The 19546-nt window shown below is 33.9% G+C and carries 7 protein-coding genes; 2 read left to right on the top strand and 5 right to left on the bottom strand.

What is annotated here, in order from left to right:
- Window positions 1–56 precede the first annotated feature (56 nt).
- Complete coding sequence (locus tag ACE01P_RS13910; protein ID WP_379698816.1) at window positions 57–8600, bottom strand: LamG-like jellyroll fold domain-containing protein; 8544 nt, start codon at window positions 8598–8600, stop codon at window positions 57–59.
- A 10-nt stretch (window positions 8601–8610) separates the two neighbouring features.
- Window positions 8611–9486: a tail fiber protein gene (locus tag ACE01P_RS13905; protein WP_379698814.1), complete on the bottom strand. Its 876-nt coding sequence runs from the start codon at window positions 9484–9486 to the stop codon at window positions 8611–8613.
- A gap of 427 nt (window positions 9487–9913) precedes the next feature.
- Here ACE01P_RS13905 and ACE01P_RS13900 point away from each other — a divergent pair, with 427 nt between their 5' ends.
- Window positions 9914–11620: a tetratricopeptide repeat protein gene (locus ACE01P_RS13900; RefSeq protein ID WP_379698812.1), complete on the top strand. Its 1707-nt coding sequence runs from the start codon at window positions 9914–9916 to the stop codon at window positions 11618–11620.
- A gap of 53 nt (window positions 11621–11673) precedes the next feature.
- Here ACE01P_RS13900 and ACE01P_RS13895 read toward each other — a convergent pair whose 3' ends face one another.
- Window positions 11674–13686 (bottom strand): BCCT family transporter, encoded by a 2013-nt coding sequence (locus ACE01P_RS13895; protein ID WP_379698810.1) that lies wholly within the window; start codon window positions 13684–13686, stop codon window positions 11674–11676.
- 299 nt (window positions 13687–13985) lie between these two features.
- Between ACE01P_RS13895 and ACE01P_RS13890 the strand changes: the two genes are divergently transcribed.
- The gene (locus ACE01P_RS13890; RefSeq protein ID WP_379698809.1) at window positions 13986–16316 is read left to right on the top strand and encodes a DUF2264 domain-containing protein; all 2331 of its coding nucleotides are present in this window, start codon (window positions 13986–13988) and stop codon (window positions 16314–16316) included.
- A gap of 208 nt (window positions 16317–16524) precedes the next feature.
- Here ACE01P_RS13890 and ACE01P_RS13885 read toward each other — a convergent pair whose 3' ends face one another.
- Both ACE01P_RS13885 and ACE01P_RS13880 read right to left on the bottom strand, forming a co-directional pair.
- Complete coding sequence (locus tag ACE01P_RS13885; RefSeq protein WP_379698807.1) at window positions 16525–17346, bottom strand: T9SS sorting signal type C domain-containing protein; 822 nt, start codon at window positions 17344–17346, stop codon at window positions 16525–16527.
- A 700-nt stretch (window positions 17347–18046) separates the two neighbouring features.
- Complete coding sequence (locus ACE01P_RS13880; protein ID WP_379698805.1) at window positions 18047–19540, bottom strand: RagB/SusD family nutrient uptake outer membrane protein; 1494 nt, start codon at window positions 19538–19540, stop codon at window positions 18047–18049.
- Between the last annotated feature and the right edge of the window lie 6 nt (window positions 19541–19546).

The following is a 19546-nucleotide window of genomic DNA, read 5'->3' as shown; positions in this document are numbered from 1 at the left end:
TAAACTCCTAAAACAAACTTTAAGAAAGATGTTTTAGGAGCTCAATTATTGATTATTTAATTTTTTATTGCTTTGGTTCTAACAAGCTTTCCATCTACTTCAACCTCAACAATGTAAACACCTTGTGCAATACTTGGAGAAATTGAAACTACATTGTTACCGCTTTCAATAACCGTTTTTTGGCTGAATACCAATTGACCGTTTACTGAAAAAAGCTTAATATACACTTCCTGCTTTTTAGCTGCGTTCAATTCTATATTTAAAGTAGTTGCAAATGGATTCGGATAAATGCTGTTTTCACTTTTTGAAACTTCTTCTAAAATAACTGGATTCGTAATTGTTCCCAGTACTTCATTTCCTTTAAAAGTAAATGATTTAGAAGTTCCTTTTTTCGCAAATCCATCTCCAAGCGTAAACGAAAGTTCTTCTGTATCATCTCCGAAAATGGTAATGAAACTCAATTCTTTTCCGTTTATCATCTGGTTTCTTGTATTTCCTTTTAAAACACCTTTTGAATCATATACATACAATTCATCATATCCTTTTGGAAGTAAAACAACAGCATTCATATTTTGTGAATACGAAGTGAACTCTGAAGCGATTTCTTCCTGTGTTTCATTTGAAGCAGATTTTCCAGTTTTGCTTCTCTCTAAATTATCAGGATACTTGAATGTCTGTGATTTACTTGATTTAATCATGTAACCTTGACCTGCCTCTAAATATTTTAAAGTTCCATTCCATCCAATAATTGGGTCATAGATTGCAAACAAATTCTGCGATTTAATAACATCACCATCAGCAGCTTCAAAATAAGCCAAAGCTTCATTTGTTGTTTGATTAGATCCTAAAGGATAAGCAACCCAGTTCCAGTTTTCTTTCATAGGGAAACTCCACGTCGCAACGTCTACGCTTTTTCCTTTGATTTTTAATGTCTGTGCTTCTGTTACGTTTATTTTATACATTTTAGAAGATGAAAGTCCTCCGTTTGCACTAATTGTACCAGACCATCCGCTGTTTTCAGGATTTGATTTATCTTTAAAATATGTATCAAGCAATGCAGGAGAATGACTCAAAATACGGTTAGAAGTTTCTAACGTTAGATTCTTCGTTAAGGCATTTAAATCTGAGAAATTAGCATCGTTCGTGTTTAAAGAAACCCATGTCCACCCTTTATTCAGTTTAATTTCCTGTTCTACTAAACCTGAATTCACGAAAATATAAGGCTTGCTTAAGGTTCCTAAGACTTCATTATTCATGAAACTGATCGATGGATTAGTTTCTACAGAAGCTTCTAAAATTTTCCCTTGAGAAGCATCCCAAATTTTAAATTTCAAATTTTCACCCGAATTTGCATTGCTGTAAATCGTTAAAAACGCAAAATATTCTTTGTAAGCTTCGTTGTAAACCAGTTTTGCAGATCCTCTTACTTCTTCGTTATAGAAAGCTGCAATTTTATCATAAGAATCAGCAGACAATACACCGTCAACTTTTATTTTTCCGATGATATTCATACTGTAATCAAAACGAGTCGGATCTACATTCCAATTAGGTTCTGGAGCTAAAACTCTTAGTTTTACCTGTAATTTTTGGTCGTAGCCAAAATCAGTCTGCAAGTATAAATTTTCCAGATACTCTCCTACCGCAACGTTTTCGTCTACAGTTGCTTTAATTGTAGTTTTAGTATTAGGATCAATACTTCCAGTGGTTTTACTTAAACTTAACCAGCTTGGTATATTGTTAATGGTATACGGCTGTTGTTTTCCTCCTTTGTTAACTAATGTAATTTCGAAAGTCTTAGTTTCACCGCTGTTTTTAGTTAGGTCAACAATTTCGTTGTATCCTTCTGCAAACCAGCTTACTTCGTTACGATTAACATAGGCTGTCCAAGTAACTGGAGATTCCTGCATATTATTGGCACTGTCAAACATTCTGTGTACCGTAATATCTAAAATCTGCCCTTCTAATGATGCCCAGTCAGTTATAACTGGCGCTATAATCATTTCGCCATCTTTAATAACATTTGTCGTTACAAATTTCACCAACTGACGTTCTGGTTTTATTGCTGGAGCGTCATTAGAGTAATTCACTGTTCCTCCACTTAAAACAGCGTTGTTTGCTACCACAGTCTGATTGGTGTCTGCATGGTAATATCTCGGTCCGTTTGCTGTAACCGGATCTGGAACATTTAATCTTGAGTACAATAATAAACCGATGCTTTCAACATCAACCTCATTATAACTGTCTCTGTTGATTTGCTCCACATTACGAAGTGTATTCCATAAACGGAATTCGTCTATTTTACCTGTAAAAGTACGATCAACCGTTTCTTTTCCAGCAAGATCTTTTGCTCCTCTTGCTCCCAACCAAATTTTATTTCCAGAGAAACCTCCAATAGCCGTCATCTGGTTTGAAGATACTAATTTCGTATCTACATAAGTTCTCAATGATCCTACTCTATTGAATGATAAAGTTACATGGTGCCATGCATTATCAGAAAGTCCTTTTGTCGTTAAAACATAAGATTGGCCTTCACTTTTCAATAAAAGATTACCAGAATTATTCATGTCAACAGACCATTTATTAGATAATCCATTACTTTGAACTACATCAGTTCCGTCACCTTTTCCATTGGAGAAAATAGTAGCTTCTTGCGAAGTTGCTGTTTTAATCCAAAACTCCATTGTAGCGTCCATTTCTTTAGTAATCTGAACAAAATTTACATTGTCCATAACCAAGTACTGTCCGTTGGCAAAGTCGTATGAAGTTCCTTTTGGTTTAATATCCCATGAAGCATTAACAGTTGCATGTTTAAATCTCACTAAATCTTTAGCTAAAGCGTCTCTTCCTTCATTCATTGGCCATAAACCAACCAGATTTGCTTCGTTACCCATTAATTTAGAGTACATTTTTGAATATGAATCTTCTCTGCTTAATGTTTTATTCCATAAACGCAGATCGTGCATGTTTCCTGTAAATGTATTTCCACCTACTGTTACAGCATTATTATTAGCAAATTGCGCATTTGCTTTACCGCTTTTAGAACCAATTTCGATATCATCTTCAAAAATTCTATAATCACCATTGCTGCTGTTGTATGTAAAAGCATAATGGTGGAATAGATTATCGTTTTTTAATTCTCCTTGAACAGTTACATCTCCTAATGTGAAAGAAATATTTCTATTATTCAATCCAATGTTTAAACCGCCATCTTGAGAAATAATCGAAGCGCTTGAAGTTTTAGTTTCATTGTTCAACCAAAATTCAAGGCTTAAATTTCCTGAACTAATTTGCGGACTGTTGATTACCGCAGTATTGTTAGTTCCTTCGAAACGCAAGCTTACATTATGATCAATTTTTAACTGATTCGTCTGTCCTTTAATTTCGATTGTGCTGACAGCTGGATTATAGAAAATATTCTCGTTAAAGCTTACTTTCAAATCTTCGCCAGCGCTTAAAATTCCGTTTGTTGGCAATGGTGTCCCAAATAAAAGAGGTGCACTTAAGTCAACAGTTCCTAATATAATTTCAGAAATAAATTCTGTGTCATTTATACAAGTGCTTCTCGCTCTAATTTGATATTTGCCATCAGCTAATTTTAAACCAGCAATATCAAAATTATAAGTTAAAGTTGTCGCAGCGCCAATAGATGAAATCTGAGTTTCTTTGTTATTTACTGCTTCATTATAAAACTCAGGAGTTCCATAATACGTCTGAAGGCGAACCCAGTTTGGACTTGTCGCTAATTTATACTCCAGATCAATTTTCTTAAAGCTTTTAAACTTCGTGTTATAACCTGTTAGATTTATAGCCAATGGTTTAGTTGATCCATCAGTATTAAAGGCTTTTTCTCTATTGTAAACCCAAGTGTTTAATGGAGCACTTACCGTTACACTTGAACATGAAGGAACGAAGCTTGCCGAAATAAACACTTCTGAACTTACATCTTCACCATCACATAATGACTGCAATCTGATTTTTATGTCTTTGTATTCATAAATATCTGAAATAGATTTACCTAACGTCAGTTTGTAGATCACTTCTTTTCCATAAGGCACGTGAACAATTGTACCGTTTGGTTCAATGTTAATTATGGCATTATTTGGATTAGTAGTATTATCTACAACCAATAAGAAATCGGCATCAGAACCAGATACGCTATTGTTTTGAAGTTTTAATTCGAACTCTGCTTTTTTAGTTTCTACCACATTAGAAACATCGTTATCTGTTACAGCAAGCACAGGAACTTCTACTTTTTGAGTAGCAAAACTTAAATTTTCACGTTTATCTTCTGGCAATTCGTTAATTGCTGTCGCTGTATCGCTGTACAAACTTTTATTGTAGAAATGAGTCTGTTCTGCGTCTTCATACGGGCAAGAAGTTCTTCCTCCTTGTGTGATGAAAATTGGTCCGTTACCATCAAAAGAGTTTACAACGTCAACACTTAAAAAGTTCGCTTTATCATTGTCTTTAAAAGTATAACTTATGTTGGTTGTTGATGCTTCTTCTTCAGATAAAGATGAATTGATGTCTTGTTGGAAAAATGCTTTTGTGTTAGACTCCATACCCACTTTGTTTATTGAAAAACCAATTATTGCAGCTACTGACTCATCAATAACTAAATTGTATGAAGTTGTTGTAGCAGAAACTATGCTTGTTTCTACACTACGCGAATACGATCCTAAACCTGCATCAAAAGATACATTTTTCTCAAATTCAGATCCAATCAAACTTTTAAGCTTATCTGAATCATTAAGCTTATTGGTTAATCTTGCTTTAGCCGCAGGATCACTGTATTCATTAAGTGCTTTCTTAACTTCATTATTGAAGTTTGTCACCACTCCAGATAAACCATTTTTGTAAGCGGCACGATCATTTTTAGCTGCATATTTTACTTTTTCGTTATCCAAAATGACTTTTCTCCACAATCTGATCTTCTCTTGATATTCTTCTCGTTTTTGCACATTAGCAGCAGAGTTTGGATCTGGTCCATTTAAATTGTTTGAAATGAACGATTCATACTCTGGAATCAAAGTTGTCAAAATATGTTTTTGCGAATAAATAAAGAAGGTTTCAGTTGGTTTATCTACAAAACTCAATGCCTTTTGCTTGCTTATATATACCGGAGCACTTGATGTACCTAAGTTTATATATTCGCTTGCAGCTAAAGGTACAGATTGACCATTTACAAATTTTTGAGGTATTGTTTTAGACGTTTCAACATTATCGTACGAACCATAAAATATGTTTTTCGAATTTCCGATATATAAATCTCCGTCTGAACCTACATAATCTGTAGCATCACTTGTTGAAATTGTTTTATTAAAGGTATAAGTAGTCGTTACCGTTTTACCATCTTGAGAAGTATTAGAAAGATTAACACCTGTAACGGCTGAATTTTCTTGTTCTATTGATACTTTCGGCGTTGGAACTAAACCTCCTTGAAGCTCAAAATACATTCCGCCTGCGATTGTAAGTTCTTGTTCTACACCTTCCTGATGTGCCAAAGAAGATTCTGCAGTAAACGAAATGCTCTGACCCGCTTCAAGCGAAGCAGAACTATTAGAACCAGGAGGGTCTCTTAAAATAATTGCAGGAACATCTGGTGCTGCAGTTACAAAAGTCTGGCTTCCATCAGCCTTTCCTCCTAAGACAATTCCAGTATCGTTGAAATTTTCAACTGGATAATCCACTTCGTTCAATCGGTATTTTAAAGTACTTTTTATTTCAAATGGAGGCGTAATCGAAGGAATTCCTCCTTTAAAAGAATACGTTAAAGTGCTTCCATCCGCTGTAATTGTTTCTGAACCTGGTAAAGCTAAATTGTTTGTTTTTACCAATTCACCATCTGTTACAGGTACTTTTACTTCTACAGGAGTCCCAGAATCATTATTGGTATAACGTTCGAAACGATCCATTACAATTTTGTATGGAAAAAACTGCGTGTAAACTGGCTTTGCAAAGTTTACTGTAGAAACCTGTGTTCCTCCAACAGAAATAGCCGCATCAGAAGTTTGCTGCGTCACTTGCAATACAGGAGTAGATCTGTACGTAAAACTCTTCTCGTAATGATACGGAGTGCCTGATAAGGTTTTCTCTACATTGTTTTCTTTATACTTAAATTCGGGTGTTTTAGTAACCTGAATTTCAGAAAAATCAAATGTTTCAGTAGTTCCTACTTTTAGTAATTTAATGTTGGTATTGGATTTAATTTCCAAATCACTTGCTTCTAAATTATATTTTAAAGGCATTACTGTAACTCTATATTCTCCAGAAGCTGGATTGGTTTTATAGGTATACTTAGTGTAATTAGTAACACTCGCTCCAACTGGTGCATAACCTAAAGTAAAATTAGCTTGTCCAATATTATTTTTGGCGCTGACTTCAAGGTTTTTAGTAACTCCAGCATCGATAATAGTTTTTGTTACTACATCTGAACCTCCAAAACCAATAACCTTTTCAGCTTCTACAGCACCTCCAACTACTTTACCTACAACGGTAACTCTAGTTGTATCTATAAAATAAACTGGATCATTAGAATCTTCAAAAAATTCTTTAAACTCACTTGTAGCGGCTGGAAAACGTCCATTATAAACAAATTGATGTCCGTCTTTTTTTATTGTAATGTAATGTTTTCCAATAGGCACACTTATATCAAAGTAACCATTATCATCAGTAACTACAGGAATATTATTCGCGTCAAGCACAATATTTCCATCAATATACACATTGGCTCCTACTGTAAATATTTTGGCATAAATATCTAAATAATCATCTGATTTATCTAAAGGAGTTCCTGCATCATTTTTCCAATATTCCCCTTTTGAATATTTTGTACCATTAATTTCATAATAATTATATCCTTCATCTAGAATATTTGCACCTCCCGCAATCCATGTACCGGCCTTATCGTTATCTGCTTTTTTGTAAGATGGAAAAACTTCGCGAGTATCATACGCAACTACACCTTTAAAACTAAACGAAGACTGATCGACAAAGTCAATTTTATTAACTACTTCAGAACCTAGCCCTAAATAAACTAACTGCTGGTTTGGTTCAAATTTATGCTGACCATACATTGGAGTAATGTTATAAGATTCTCCTGTACCAGAATACTGAATCGCACTGATTTGGTAATTTCCATTGCTGTCTGTTACTCCTAAAATACCCAATTGAGAGGTTGTAGGATAATTATTAGCTTCTGAAGCCCATAAAACTTTATTGCTTTCCGCTGTATTCGCGTCCCAAAGTTTACCGTGGTTTTCGTTATAATTAAAACCGTTGCGAGATAAATCGTAAGCATAACTTCCTGCTTTTTCATTAGCTCTCAGGTACGTTACCATTCTCGAATCATTTCCGCTGATAAATCTTGAATAATCTGTTCTAATTACAGACGATTCTAATGCTGCTTTCCAGATTCTTATTTCATCAACATAACTTGATTTTGATCCTCCAACTTTAGCGTTATCCCAAGTTATACCTGAAAGTCTTGTTTTACCAGTAGGGATTACTGCACTAAAATCAATATCCTTATAAGAGGCATCAACCGTTTTTAGCTTGTTTATTTCTTTAATGTAATCTTCTGAAATCTGTCTTCCGTTAACATATAATAATGGAATCTGATTGTCATTTACAACCACTGTAAAATGCACAAAAGAGTTGTTGAACTCCGAAACAGGCACAAGCACGTCATTTCCTCTCGAATTTAAATTACCTGACGGGAAATAATTGTTCAATGAATATTTGCTTCCGCCAATATTAACATCTAGTGATTTAGCCACTGGATTTAATTTTACCGTAACATCAAGATTATCTGCGCTTGTTGAACTCGAAAGATTAAACAATCGAATAGCCGCTTCTGAATCGTTTGCATAAGCACCATTTGGTTTTACCCAAGCTTGCAAAGTTGCTGCATTTGAAATAGTCGTGCTTAACTCTTTAAGATCAACAAACCCCGAAGCAGGAATATTCAACGCACTTCCTTTAGCCACAGCACTTCCACTTGGAGTTGCTGTAACTACAACATCTTTAACTGGGTTTCCACCTTTATAACTAATATTACCCGTTACAACTGCCGTAGGATTTCTGTAACCAATACCAGTAATATAAGTACTGTACAATATCGGAGTTGTACTAATTCCTTGGGCTTCTAACATATATTCGTATAAAACTCCCCCTTCTACATATTTATCTTCATAGGTAGTTTCTGTTGGAGAAAGTCCAACTACTAAGTTATAAGGCAGATTTCCTGCCTCGGTATAAACCCTTCTATAGATTTTAATACTTTTTACTAAGTTTTCATTGGCTCTTAAATTCCAAGTAATTAAAACTTTATCTCCATAAAATCCTTTTGAAACAGCAAAAGATTCCTCTGCAAATGTGTTATATAAATACAACGTATTCCATGGAAAACGAATATCTGCAGGATTTGTACGTCTTGGTCCGGTTTTATTCTGTCCTAAAAATGGAAGTCCAACCTGTATGTTGAAACCATTTTTTTGAATGGCCTGCGAAACGGGTGTAATTTTAGCTCCATTATTATTTTGAGCATAAAGTCCCGCTCCCAGAACAAACATTCCGAGAACTGCAATTATTTTCTTCATAATTACAGCTTTATAATTTGATGATGTAGTTTACACCATAGTTAACGGGACGAGTCTCATTTCCGCCTGTAGCAGCCGTATCTCCAGTAATTGTGTGCGTGTGATCTCCAGCATCAAGCATATCTTTTCCTCCAGTCACATCAATCTCATTAGAAGAATTATCTAATGCATCAGGAGTTCCAGTTCCAGAAATAGACATCAGTTTCGTATTATTACCATTGTTATGGTTATGATTACCAGCATTTGCTGTAGCTAAAGTACCTTTAGCGTGTGTGTGGCTTTTTAAACTTTCATCTTGTGTTGCTTTCAAAGCTGGACCTGCCTGATTGTTTACAGTATTATTTCCTGTACCTCTTAAAAACATACCTTGCAAGTTAGGCGCATTATTTCCAACCATAGCAATTAATGCTTTAGCCGTTGTTGGTAGCGCTGCCCCGTTACAAAGTGCCCAACCTTCTGGAGCTACAGTTCCAATAAAAGGCATAATAGAACCAGTTGGAACTCCGTTATTAGCAGAAATAGCATATGGCACATGGCGAAGTTTCTCATCTGAAATTACTTCTGAACCTTTTTCAATTCTAAGGTAAGCAGCATTATTTGCAAACAAACTGTTGTTTACTGCTGTTGGATCGATTACATCTGAAAATACTCCAAACGCATCAGTGGTTACATTTCTAGTAACTCTATTAATAGTCTGTTCGATACTAGAAGCATCCAAATAATATAGCGTAAACGTAAGATTAATAGATTGATTTGTCAAAGCAGTGTTGTTAGCATCTCTTGCGATACCCTGCACCGCTATTCCCGATTGAGAAGCTGAACTTTGGGCATAATTTGAAATCGCTGCGCAAAAAAAGCAAAGCATTAAAAGTAATTTTGTTTTCATAGACATCATTTAAAAAATTAATTGTTTACAGTAATTAAAGGCCATTTTCTAGGACCTTAAAATAAGCGCGAAAATTACTTTAAAATAAATAGTTAGCGAAAGAACAAGTAGAGACAAAACAGGGACAAATCAACACTAACAAAAACACAAAATATTGAATTACAATAAATTAAATCTTAAAATTTATAATTACACTAATTAAGACCGTACTAAATCAGAAAAATCAAGGCTTTTGAGGCAGTTTGGTAAAATCTATTTTATTCTGGATTTTTTAATTTCCAAATCAATTTTATTAGCTATCAGAATTTTTTTATAATTACGATTTTTAACGTTTTTTGAGGAAATAATTTGCTTATATCTTCGAGTTTTTTTTAGTAAAACATTTTAATTCTTTAGTTTAGCACTTTCTAAAAGCCCATCTTCCAAAATGATTTTCTCTACAAAAAAAATTAGATTATTTTTTGTGTTAACTGCCTTTGTTTTTTTTAAACAATCGTACTCCCAAGAAGCATCTTTTGATGATTCGGTAAGCAGTATTGAAGCTATAATTACGAGAGAAAATAAATTTGAAAAAGATACTGTAGAACTAAAAAAACGTCTCTTTTTTTTAAAAAAATCTTCGAATAAAAAATCACAAATCTTATATGATGCCTTACTGGCAAACGGCTATTCTGCTTATTTCGATAAGATAAATAACCGAAGTGAGTTTTATTATTTAAAGTCAATTGAGGAATCCAAAAAACTAAATGATAAAAGTTTTGCTATTTGGGTTCAATTGAATTACGCTAAGTATTTATATTTCTATTGTCAGATTGATAAACTGATTCCGATTGCGCTCAAAACAATGGAAGAAAGCAATCAGATTGATCCTTCAGAAATGATTTTACCCGAAGAAACCTTTAAATTCTTTGGTTGGATAATGTCAACTGTAGAAGATGACTCTGCCATTGGCTATTATAAAAAATCAATGCAGTATATGGACAAAAAATCTTCTGAAACTGCAGGCGTTTTAAATGCTATCGGGAATTGTTATTTAAGAACTAATGATTTGTCGAATGCAATGCGTTATTTTAATAAATCAGAAACCATAGCATTAACAGCTGGCGACAGCATTAGATATGCAAAAATATTAGGCGATAAAGCAATTGTTTACGAGAAAAAAGGAAATTTAAAAGAAGCCATAAGTCTTTTAAAAAAGGATATTTTTTATTCTCAGAAATTTAAAATTGATAAGAATGAAATGTATGCTTCAATATTATTGGCAAAAATTCTTTTAAAGCTAAATAATACAACAGAAGCCGAAAAAATTTTACAAAAAGCGGGACAAATTGCAAGTTCAAAATCCTATTATAGAAGTTCATTAAAAGAAGTAATTGAATTAAAAATCAGTATTTTAAACGGAAAAGATCCTGAAAAAGAACTCTTGTTAAGACGTCAGCTGAAACAAATTGAGGAATATCTTCTTAACACAAACGGCAATACCGTATTGCAGAAATCTCATTGGCTTATTCAGAAAAAGAAATACGAAAATGATACTAATAAAATTCGACAGCAATTAGAAGAAGGCGAAAAAACAAAAAAGGTCTATATGCTGATTTTAGTTTTAACCATTTCATTAAGTTTAATTCTTTATCGTTCTTTAAATAAAAAATTAAAAACAAAGAAAATAAAGCTGGAAAATGACAGATTGTTTTTTGAACAAAAACTCAATGATGCCAGTTCTAACATAAGTACTTACGCCGAATATCTTAAAAATAAAAACAAGCAAATATCTATTTTAGAAACTGAACTTGAAGAAATTAGAAACTCTGTTTCGGTACAATCTGAAGAAGAAAAAGCAAAGCTAGACGAAATATTAAACTCTCATTTGATGACAGATGAAAATTGGAATGCCTTCAAAAGAGAGTTTATCAAACAGCACGGTGAGTTTTACAACTATGTAGTGGAAAATTTTCCAGAATTGAAAGAATCTAATCTTAAGATAATAATGCTTCAAAAATTAGATTTTAATAACTACGAAATGTCTAATTTATTGGGCGTTACAATTGATGCCATCAAAAAAAGTAAACAACGATTAAAGAAAAAATTAGGAGAAAGATATGATTTGCTATTTGAAGTCATAGAATACAAATAGGCACAAAATTATTACACTTTTTAAAGTTGCTTATAAATAAATAAAAAGCTTACTTACTTTATCTTCTGATTTGCATCACTGCTGATAAATATTGCATTTTTATGCTCCGAAATAATTTCGATGAATCTTTCGTAATGTTTTAGCACATCACTTATAAGTTCGTTTTTAGTAAACAATCTCACATCATAGCCTTCACGGGCATCTCCAAAATAAGATTCTGGATAAAAGGTATTTTTATTTTCATAATCCGGAAGATTCTCCTCGGTTAATAAATAATCTGAAACTGACCTTGACTGCGTTTTAACTCCATATATAAAATTATTTACAACATCATATTGGATTTCGATTTCTATCCTTTTAGGATTTTCTAAATAATTGACTTTAACTTCAATACCGTTTGCTCCAAACTCTTCTTTAAGATCTTCAAAAGCAGATTTTACTGTATTATCAATAAAATGATCGACAGAAGTTTTATCATTAAAAGAAACAATTCTTCGCAACCTTTCTTTCCAAAATTCACCTGACCACGGCACTGTAGAGGCAGAAAATTCACGATCATAATAATCCATATCAATTACCAGAGCTTTTACCAGACTTACAATAAAGAGAAGAATAATTATTGAAAAAGGAAGCGCCGTAATCAAAGTCATACTTTGCAGAGCATTTAATCCGCCCGCATTTAAAACCAATAGCGCTAATGCAGCCAAAAGCACTCCCCATGCTACAGTTTGCCATTTTGGAGAATTCTTTGCGTTTCTTGTCGCTATGCCATTCATTACATAAATTCCTGAATCGGCAGAAGTGACGAAGAAAATGATAATAATTATGATAACCATCACAGATACAAAACCTGATAATGGAAGATTATCCAAAAAACGAAACATTAAAATATCAGGATTTCCTGCAAGCGCGCTCAAAGCACCTCCTACACTATTTTTATCAAACCATATTGCACTGCTGCCAAAAACAGACATCCATATAAAATTAAAGATTGTCGGCAGGATAAGAACTGCTGCAATAAATTCGCGAATTGTACGTCCTTTCGAAATTTTAGCAATAAAAAGTCCGACGTAAGGTGACCATGAAATCCACCAAGCCCAATACAATATCGTCCATTTATAAAACCACGGAAGAGTTTCTTCTTCGTAAACGTGGGTACTGAATGTCAAATTAAAAAAGTTATTAAAGTAGTTTCCTAGACCTTCTGTAAAACTTCCAATTATATAAACTGTAGGTCCTAAGAATAAAACGAAAAGCATTAATGCTATCGCCGTAAGGATATTAATATTGCTCAGAATACGAACTCCTTTGTCGACTCCGCTGACAGCAGAAAGAATAGAAATTGTAACCAAAACACATACAATTGCAATCTGATAACCAAAACTAGTTTCTGGGATTAAATGGAGTATTTTAAGACCTGAATTAATTTGTACAACGCCAAATCCCAATGTTGTGGTGATTCCAAAAAAGGTACTACAAAGTGCAAAAACATCAATAGCATTTCCCCACTTACCGTTAATTTTATTTTTTAATAAAGGATATAAACAGCTTCTGAGTGATAAAGGAAGTCTATATCGATAAGAAAAATAAGAAAGTGACAAACCAACGATTCCGTAAATTGCCCATGCATGTATACCCCAATGAAAAAAAGTATAAAGCTGTGCATTTTTTGCACGATTTATATGATGCCCACCTTGAAAAATTTCATTTGAATAATGTTGTATAGGTTCTGCAACACTAAAATACATCAGTCCAATCCCCATCCCTGCAGCAAAAAGCATTGAAATCCATGAAAAAAAAGAATACTCAGGTTTGCTATCATTTTTTCCCAATCTAATCTTACCGTATTTACTGAACATCAAGTAAATCAGAAAAATAACGAAGATTGTAACCGACCAAACATAAATCCAATTAAGATTAACAAAAATGAAGCCTTTAACAGAATCTAGCAAATTTTCAGTTAATTGAGGAAAAGCAGCGGAAAGCACGCAAACTCCAATTATAAAAATTAAACTTGGTATTGTAACTCCTGTGCTAAACGTGTGTTTTATATTTTTTTTGATCATACAGAATTGATTAAACTAACCTATAAATTCTTTAGTAGAAAAATGCCGAATATTGAGGAAAGGAAAGAACGCATGTATAAAATTGCATTACTTAATACCAGCAGGCGAAGGTTTTTCACAAAGATACAAACAATTTTTAATTCGCATTCCAAACATCATTTTACTCTAATATACAAGGTGTTACACATAACAAAGATAACTTAATGTCTTTTTGACTATATGTTGTGATATTTTACTAACTTACACTCTTTTTGTCTCTTACTTTAATAACTTTCTATACCACCACCAAAAACAAAACCATGACTCTAACCTCTCGTTTATTTAAATTCATATTTCAAATATTCTTTATTTTATTTTTCAGTAGCACTTTCGCACAATCCGAAAAACCCGAACAGGTAAGGAAAATTATCGATAAAGTTAATACCTATTGGCAGACAAGAAATACTGCTCAGACGAATTCTTTTTGGGATAATGCCGCCTATCATACCGGAAATATCGAAGCCTATCTTCTTACAGGAAATGAAAAATACCGTGAATATTCTGAAACTTGGGCCAACCATAACCAATGGATAGGCGCAAAAAATAAAGACAGCAAACAATGGAAATATTCTTATGGAGAAACGGATGAATATGTTCTTTTTGGTGATTACCAAATCTGCTTTCAGACTTATGCAGATCTTTACAATCTAATGCCTGAACCCCATAAAATTGCAAGAGCCAAGGAAGTAATGGAATATCAAATGTCTACTGCTCAAAATGATTATTGGTGGTGGAGTGATGGACTTTATATGGTAATGCCAGTAATGACCAAAATGTACAAAATAACCAATAACAGACAGTACTTGGACAAGCTGTACGAATATCTTTCCTACTCAGATAGTATTATGTTTGATACCGAAGAGAATCTGTATTATCGCGACGCAAAATATGTCTATCCAAATCATAAAAGTTTAAACAATAAAAAAGATTTTTGGTCCCGCGGCGATGGATGGGTTTTGGCGGGACTTGCCAAAGTACTGAAAGATCTGCCTGCCGATTATAAACATCGAGATTTTTTTGTACAAAAGTTTAAAAAAATGGCTTCAGCTGTAGCCAAAATACAACAACCAGAAGGATATTGGACAAGAAGCATGAAGGATCCTGAACATGCTCCAGGCCCAGAAACCAGCGGAACAGCATTTTTTACGTATGCCATTCTTTGGGGAATTAATAACAATTACTTGGACAGAAAAGAATTTGTTCCTGTAATTAATAAATCTTGGAATTATCTCAAAAATACTGCTTTGCAAAAAGATGGCAAAATAGGATATGTCCAGCCAATAGGAGAAAAAGCAATACCAGGACAAGTTGTAAATGCCGATTCTTCTTCAAACTTTGGTGTAGGAGCTTTTCTTTTGGCTGCTTGTGAGTATGTAAGATATCTTGAAGCTAATCAAGAAAGTAATAAAGACAGAATCTACTGGACAGAACTTGCCTATAAAATTGCTGCTCCAGTTTTAAGCAATATGGCAGAAGGCAAATTGCGTGAAAATATGTTAGTAGAGGTCAGCGCTTCATATGATGGTAGAGATAACAGAGTGATTTACATGGAGGCTTTTGGACGATTAATGGCAGGAATAGCACCATGGCTTACACTTCCAGACGATGATTCAAAGGAGGGAAAAATGCGCAGGCAATTACGTGAATGGGCTTTAAAAAGTTACGCCAACGCCGTTGACCCACAGAGTAAAGATTATCTTTTATGGCGAGGTCACGGGCAAGCACTTGTTGATGCCGCCTATATTGCTGAAAGTTTTCTCCGCGGATATGAAACTCTTTGGCTCCCCTTAAATGAAGAAACCAAAAAACGTTATATAGCAGAATTTCAGCAATTAAGACGTATTGATCCTCCATATACCAATTGGTTGCTCTTTTCTTCAACTATCGAATCTTTTTTGGCAAAGGCTGGTGCAGAATACGATCAATATCGCATTAATTCTGCCATACGTAAAATTGAAGAGTGGTATGTTGGGGATGGATGGTACTCTGACGGGCCTTCTTTTTCATTTGATTATTACAGCAGTTATGTTTTCCATCCCATGTATCTTGAAACCTGCCAAGCAATGAAAGATGCAGGTGCTACAGGTACGCGCATTGATTACGATAAATATTATGATCGTGAACTTAAGCGCGCGCAAAAATATGCTCTTATACTAGAACGCTTTATATCTCCTGAAGGTACTTTTCCAGTTTTCGGCAGATCAATTCCCTATCGTATGGCCGCTATGCAACCGCTTTCGCTTATGGCGCAATATCAGCAACTACCCGAAGGGCTTTCTAATGGTCAAGTAAGATCTGCTCTAACAGCAGTTATGAAAAGAATGTTTAACAGTGGTCAGGATAATTTTAATGCAAAAGGATTTCTCACAATTGGGTTTGTAGGAAGCCAGCGCAATATTGCCGATTGGTACACTAATAATGGAAGCTTGTACATGACCTCTCTTTCTTTCATGCCACTTGGGTTACCATCTTCACATCCGTTTTGGACAGATGCTCCAAAGGATTGGACCAGTAAAAATGCTTGGAGTGGAAAGCCGTTTCCAAAAGATCATCACTGGAAAGATGAAATAAAGACCACAGACAAGTATTAGAAGCAAAAGAAATATAACAGTGGAACTTTGGCGAAACACTACCAATATTTCAAAATAAAATGCAAAAAAAACAACTAAAACATTAATTATCAAAACCTTACACCTTGATTTATTGTCGTTTTATACCTGCTATTTTCCTTTAAAAATATTAAAAAAAGCGGCAGAATTTAAAAAACTGCCGCTGTATAGATATAATTATGATGCGAAATTAAAATATTATTTTTTTTGATGTCTTACTACCATCCTCAAAAAATACCTTGATTAGTAATACTTGACTTCCGGATTTGATGTCATCAATTTCTAAATCAAATGCATTTATCTCCGGAATATGGTAAATAAGCCTCCCTGCTGTATCATAAATTGAAACTTGCTCCACAGCGCTACTGTAAGATTTTAATAGGATAACTTTATTTTTTGAAACAACTATTAGATTTTCAGGATTATTATCAAATTGAGCGTTTCCTAAATTTATCTTTGGATTATAGCGAATTATAAAACGATCTAAGAAAGCCCCTTTTTCTGTTGAAAATGTATAATTGCTTTTTTTTAAATTATGTATGATACCTGTCTTTTTATCTTCTAAATAAATATCCTGATCAGCTAAATCACCATCTGCGTGATCAATTGAAATACTTAAATCTCCGACAATTTCAGACCTGTAACCAAGAGGAACTGTATCGGTAAGAAGAAAGGGAAGGCCGCGTGCTTGAATCACCAGTTTCTTTCCTTCATTAATGCTGTAAAAATCTGCATATCTATTGGCATCCAAGGATACAGCATCATAATTATAATCATATCCATTAGTTGCTCCTTCCATATAGCCAATTAAAAGTTGCTTAAAAAGCCCCTGATTATTAGTCAGATTAAGCCATACTCGGTGTCTTTCGGCTTCAGGAATATATTTGCGATACAATATTGAGTGATTACTGTTTTGAAATAAAGGCCTGACAAAAATGGCATGGGCATTTAGAGAACTTAATAACACAAAAGAAATTAAAAGTATAAAAATTAATGAGTATTTTTTTTTCATATCATAGAATTTAAATAAGTACTAGTAGCAAATAAATTTGATGATTGTCACTCTAAAATAATCTTAACCGATTGCTTAGATTTTTGCTAAAATTAGTAGCGTAAATTATACTAAACATCACCAAGGGAGACAAGTGATAAAAACATGATTTCAGAGGACGAGCTAAGCATCAGTAAATTATCTATAGTTTCAATCACTGGCATGCAAGCCAGTAATTGAATTTCTATATCTGTTAAAACCGTTAATTTTTATTATACTAACGGTTTTTAGATTACCGATATTTGATTCAATTTAATCTTAGAAGATTAAGTAAAAGAATCATAAACTTCCCCCCAAAAGCCTATCAACATCTTAAACAGAAGCGTTTTTATAACGATTGCAAATTTGATTGATTTACTTGTATAATTCCAAGACAGTAAAGGAGTAAAATATTCTTAAAGGTTATAATATTTAACTTTAAAGACCTTTTTATGGTACAATTGAAAATATATGACAGTAGTAACGATATGTATTGTATGATTGGCGGAAAGATGAATATATTTTCAGCCCGTATCCTAGAAAATATAATTATGCCATTAAAACTTCAATGAATTCTGTTTTTTCTGCTGTGTATTGCTATAAATAATAAACAGCGCAAAAATGCGCTGTTTACAAAAAACTAACTTAAATTAACCTAACTTAAACTAACCGAAATTTAGCCTTAATAACCAGGATTATTATCACTAGGCTTTATTTTAGGATTAGAAGATGTTTCTCTGTTTGGTATGGGCCATAAATCGCTTTTGCCAGCAGTAAAGCCTGTACCTTGCAATACAGTCCCTGCTATTCCCCATCTTATAAGATCATCAAAACGAGATTGTTCCCCGGCAAATTCTACTTGGCGTTCGTGAACAATTGCAGCAAAAACTGCTTCTTTTGTTGGTGCAATGGTAGTTGTCAAGTTTGCTCTGTCACGAACTTCTTTAATGTATGCTATTGCTGCTGTTTGCGAACCGCCATCTCTTTGGTTTTCACATTCGGCTTTCATAAGCAATACATCAGCATAACGCATTACTTTAAAGTTAATACTTGATCGCGTTGCCTCATCTTCTCTATTATAGTAGTTTTGATATTTTTTCCAGCCCGCTCTCCTAATTCCAGCAGACGTGGTAAAATTGGCTGCAACCATTACCTTAGCTCCTTTTAAGTAAGGAGAACCTGGTACATAAAAAGTATCTCCGAAACGATTATCGCCTAACTCATAAGAATCTAGAAGATCATCTGATGGATAAACATTATACCAGCTCAGATTTCCATACTCCTGCCCTCTGAGCGTTGACTCCTCAAAACCAGTTCCTTGACTATCACCAACAGCTCCCCATTGATCTCCTGTTCCATTTTTTTCGTCAAACTCTATTTCAAAAATCGACTCTTTACCATGTTCAGTTTCTTCCATGAAGTTGTTGTAAAAATTACCTTTATCCTCAAGGCTGTAGCTTGTCACATTATTAAAAGCAACTAAGGCTTCGTCGTATTTCTTTTGGTACAACAATACTTTCCCAAGTTGCGCATAAGCCGCTTCTTTATTTGCTCTTCCTGATGATTCTGATCCTTTAGACAAAAGATTTTGTGATGCAAATACAAGATCCTCTTCAATTAAGGCATAAACCTCCGCTTTAGGACTTCTTGCATTTCCGACTATAGTAGCTGTTTTATAAATTGGCAAATCGCCAAAACGTCTTACTAGCAAAAAATAATAGTAGGCTCTTAAAAAATGAGCTTCTCCTAAATATTTATTCTTTTTTTCCTGAGATAAAATATTATTAGGCAGAGCATTTATTTTAGGCTCGTTATTCAGGACAAAATTTGCTCTGGAAATTCCTATATAACAAGATTCCCAGTAATACTGAATAATATCATTTCCTGCATTAAAAGAAAAATCCTGAAAAGGTTTCTTATTCCCTTCTAACTGTGGATTACCTAATGCATCATGCCCCATAAGATCCATGGCAAAGAAAAGATTTCTACCATAGAGTCCTCTTGTCTGAAGATTTGCATATGAAGCGTTTACAGCAGACTGAACCTGTGTCTCCGTTTTAAAGAAAGTATCAGGGGATAAAGTATTAGGGTTAGTCAATTCTAATTCACTGCTGTCACATGAAGTTAGAGTTAAAACTCCCGACAGTACTATAAGTATATATTTAATTTTTTTCATCGTCTT

This window comes from Flavobacterium sp. HJSW_4 (assembly GCF_042436695.1).
GTDB lineage: Bacteria > Bacteroidota > Bacteroidia > Flavobacteriales > Flavobacteriaceae > Flavobacterium.
The sequence above is the reverse complement of the archived record's forward strand: the minus strand, read 5'-3'. Positions and strand labels throughout refer to the sequence as shown.

Excerpts from the sequence above, each read along its gene's own strand:
- ACE01P_RS13910 (WP_379698816.1), bottom strand. The coding sequence starts at position 8,600 with ATGAAGAAAATAATTGCAGTTCTCGGAATGTTTGTTCTGGGAGCGGGA.
- ACE01P_RS13885 (WP_379698807.1), bottom strand. The coding sequence starts at position 17,346 with ATGAAAAAAAAATACTCATTAATTTTTATACTTTTAATTTCTTTTGTG.
- ACE01P_RS13900 (WP_379698812.1), top strand. The coding sequence starts at position 9,914 with ATGATTTTCTCTACAAAAAAAATTAGATTATTTTTTGTGTTAACTGCC.
- ACE01P_RS13880 (WP_379698805.1), bottom strand. The coding sequence starts at position 19,540 with ATGAAAAAAATTAAATATATACTTATAGTACTGTCGGGAGTTTTAACT.
- ACE01P_RS13890 (WP_379698809.1), top strand. The coding sequence starts at position 13,986 with ATGACTCTAACCTCTCGTTTATTTAAATTCATATTTCAAATATTCTTT.
- ACE01P_RS13905 (WP_379698814.1), bottom strand. The coding sequence starts at position 9,486 with ATGAAAACAAAATTACTTTTAATGCTTTGCTTTTTTTGCGCAGCGATT.
- ACE01P_RS13895 (WP_379698810.1), bottom strand. The coding sequence starts at position 13,686 with ATGATCAAAAAAAATATAAAACACACGTTTAGCACAGGAGTTACAATA.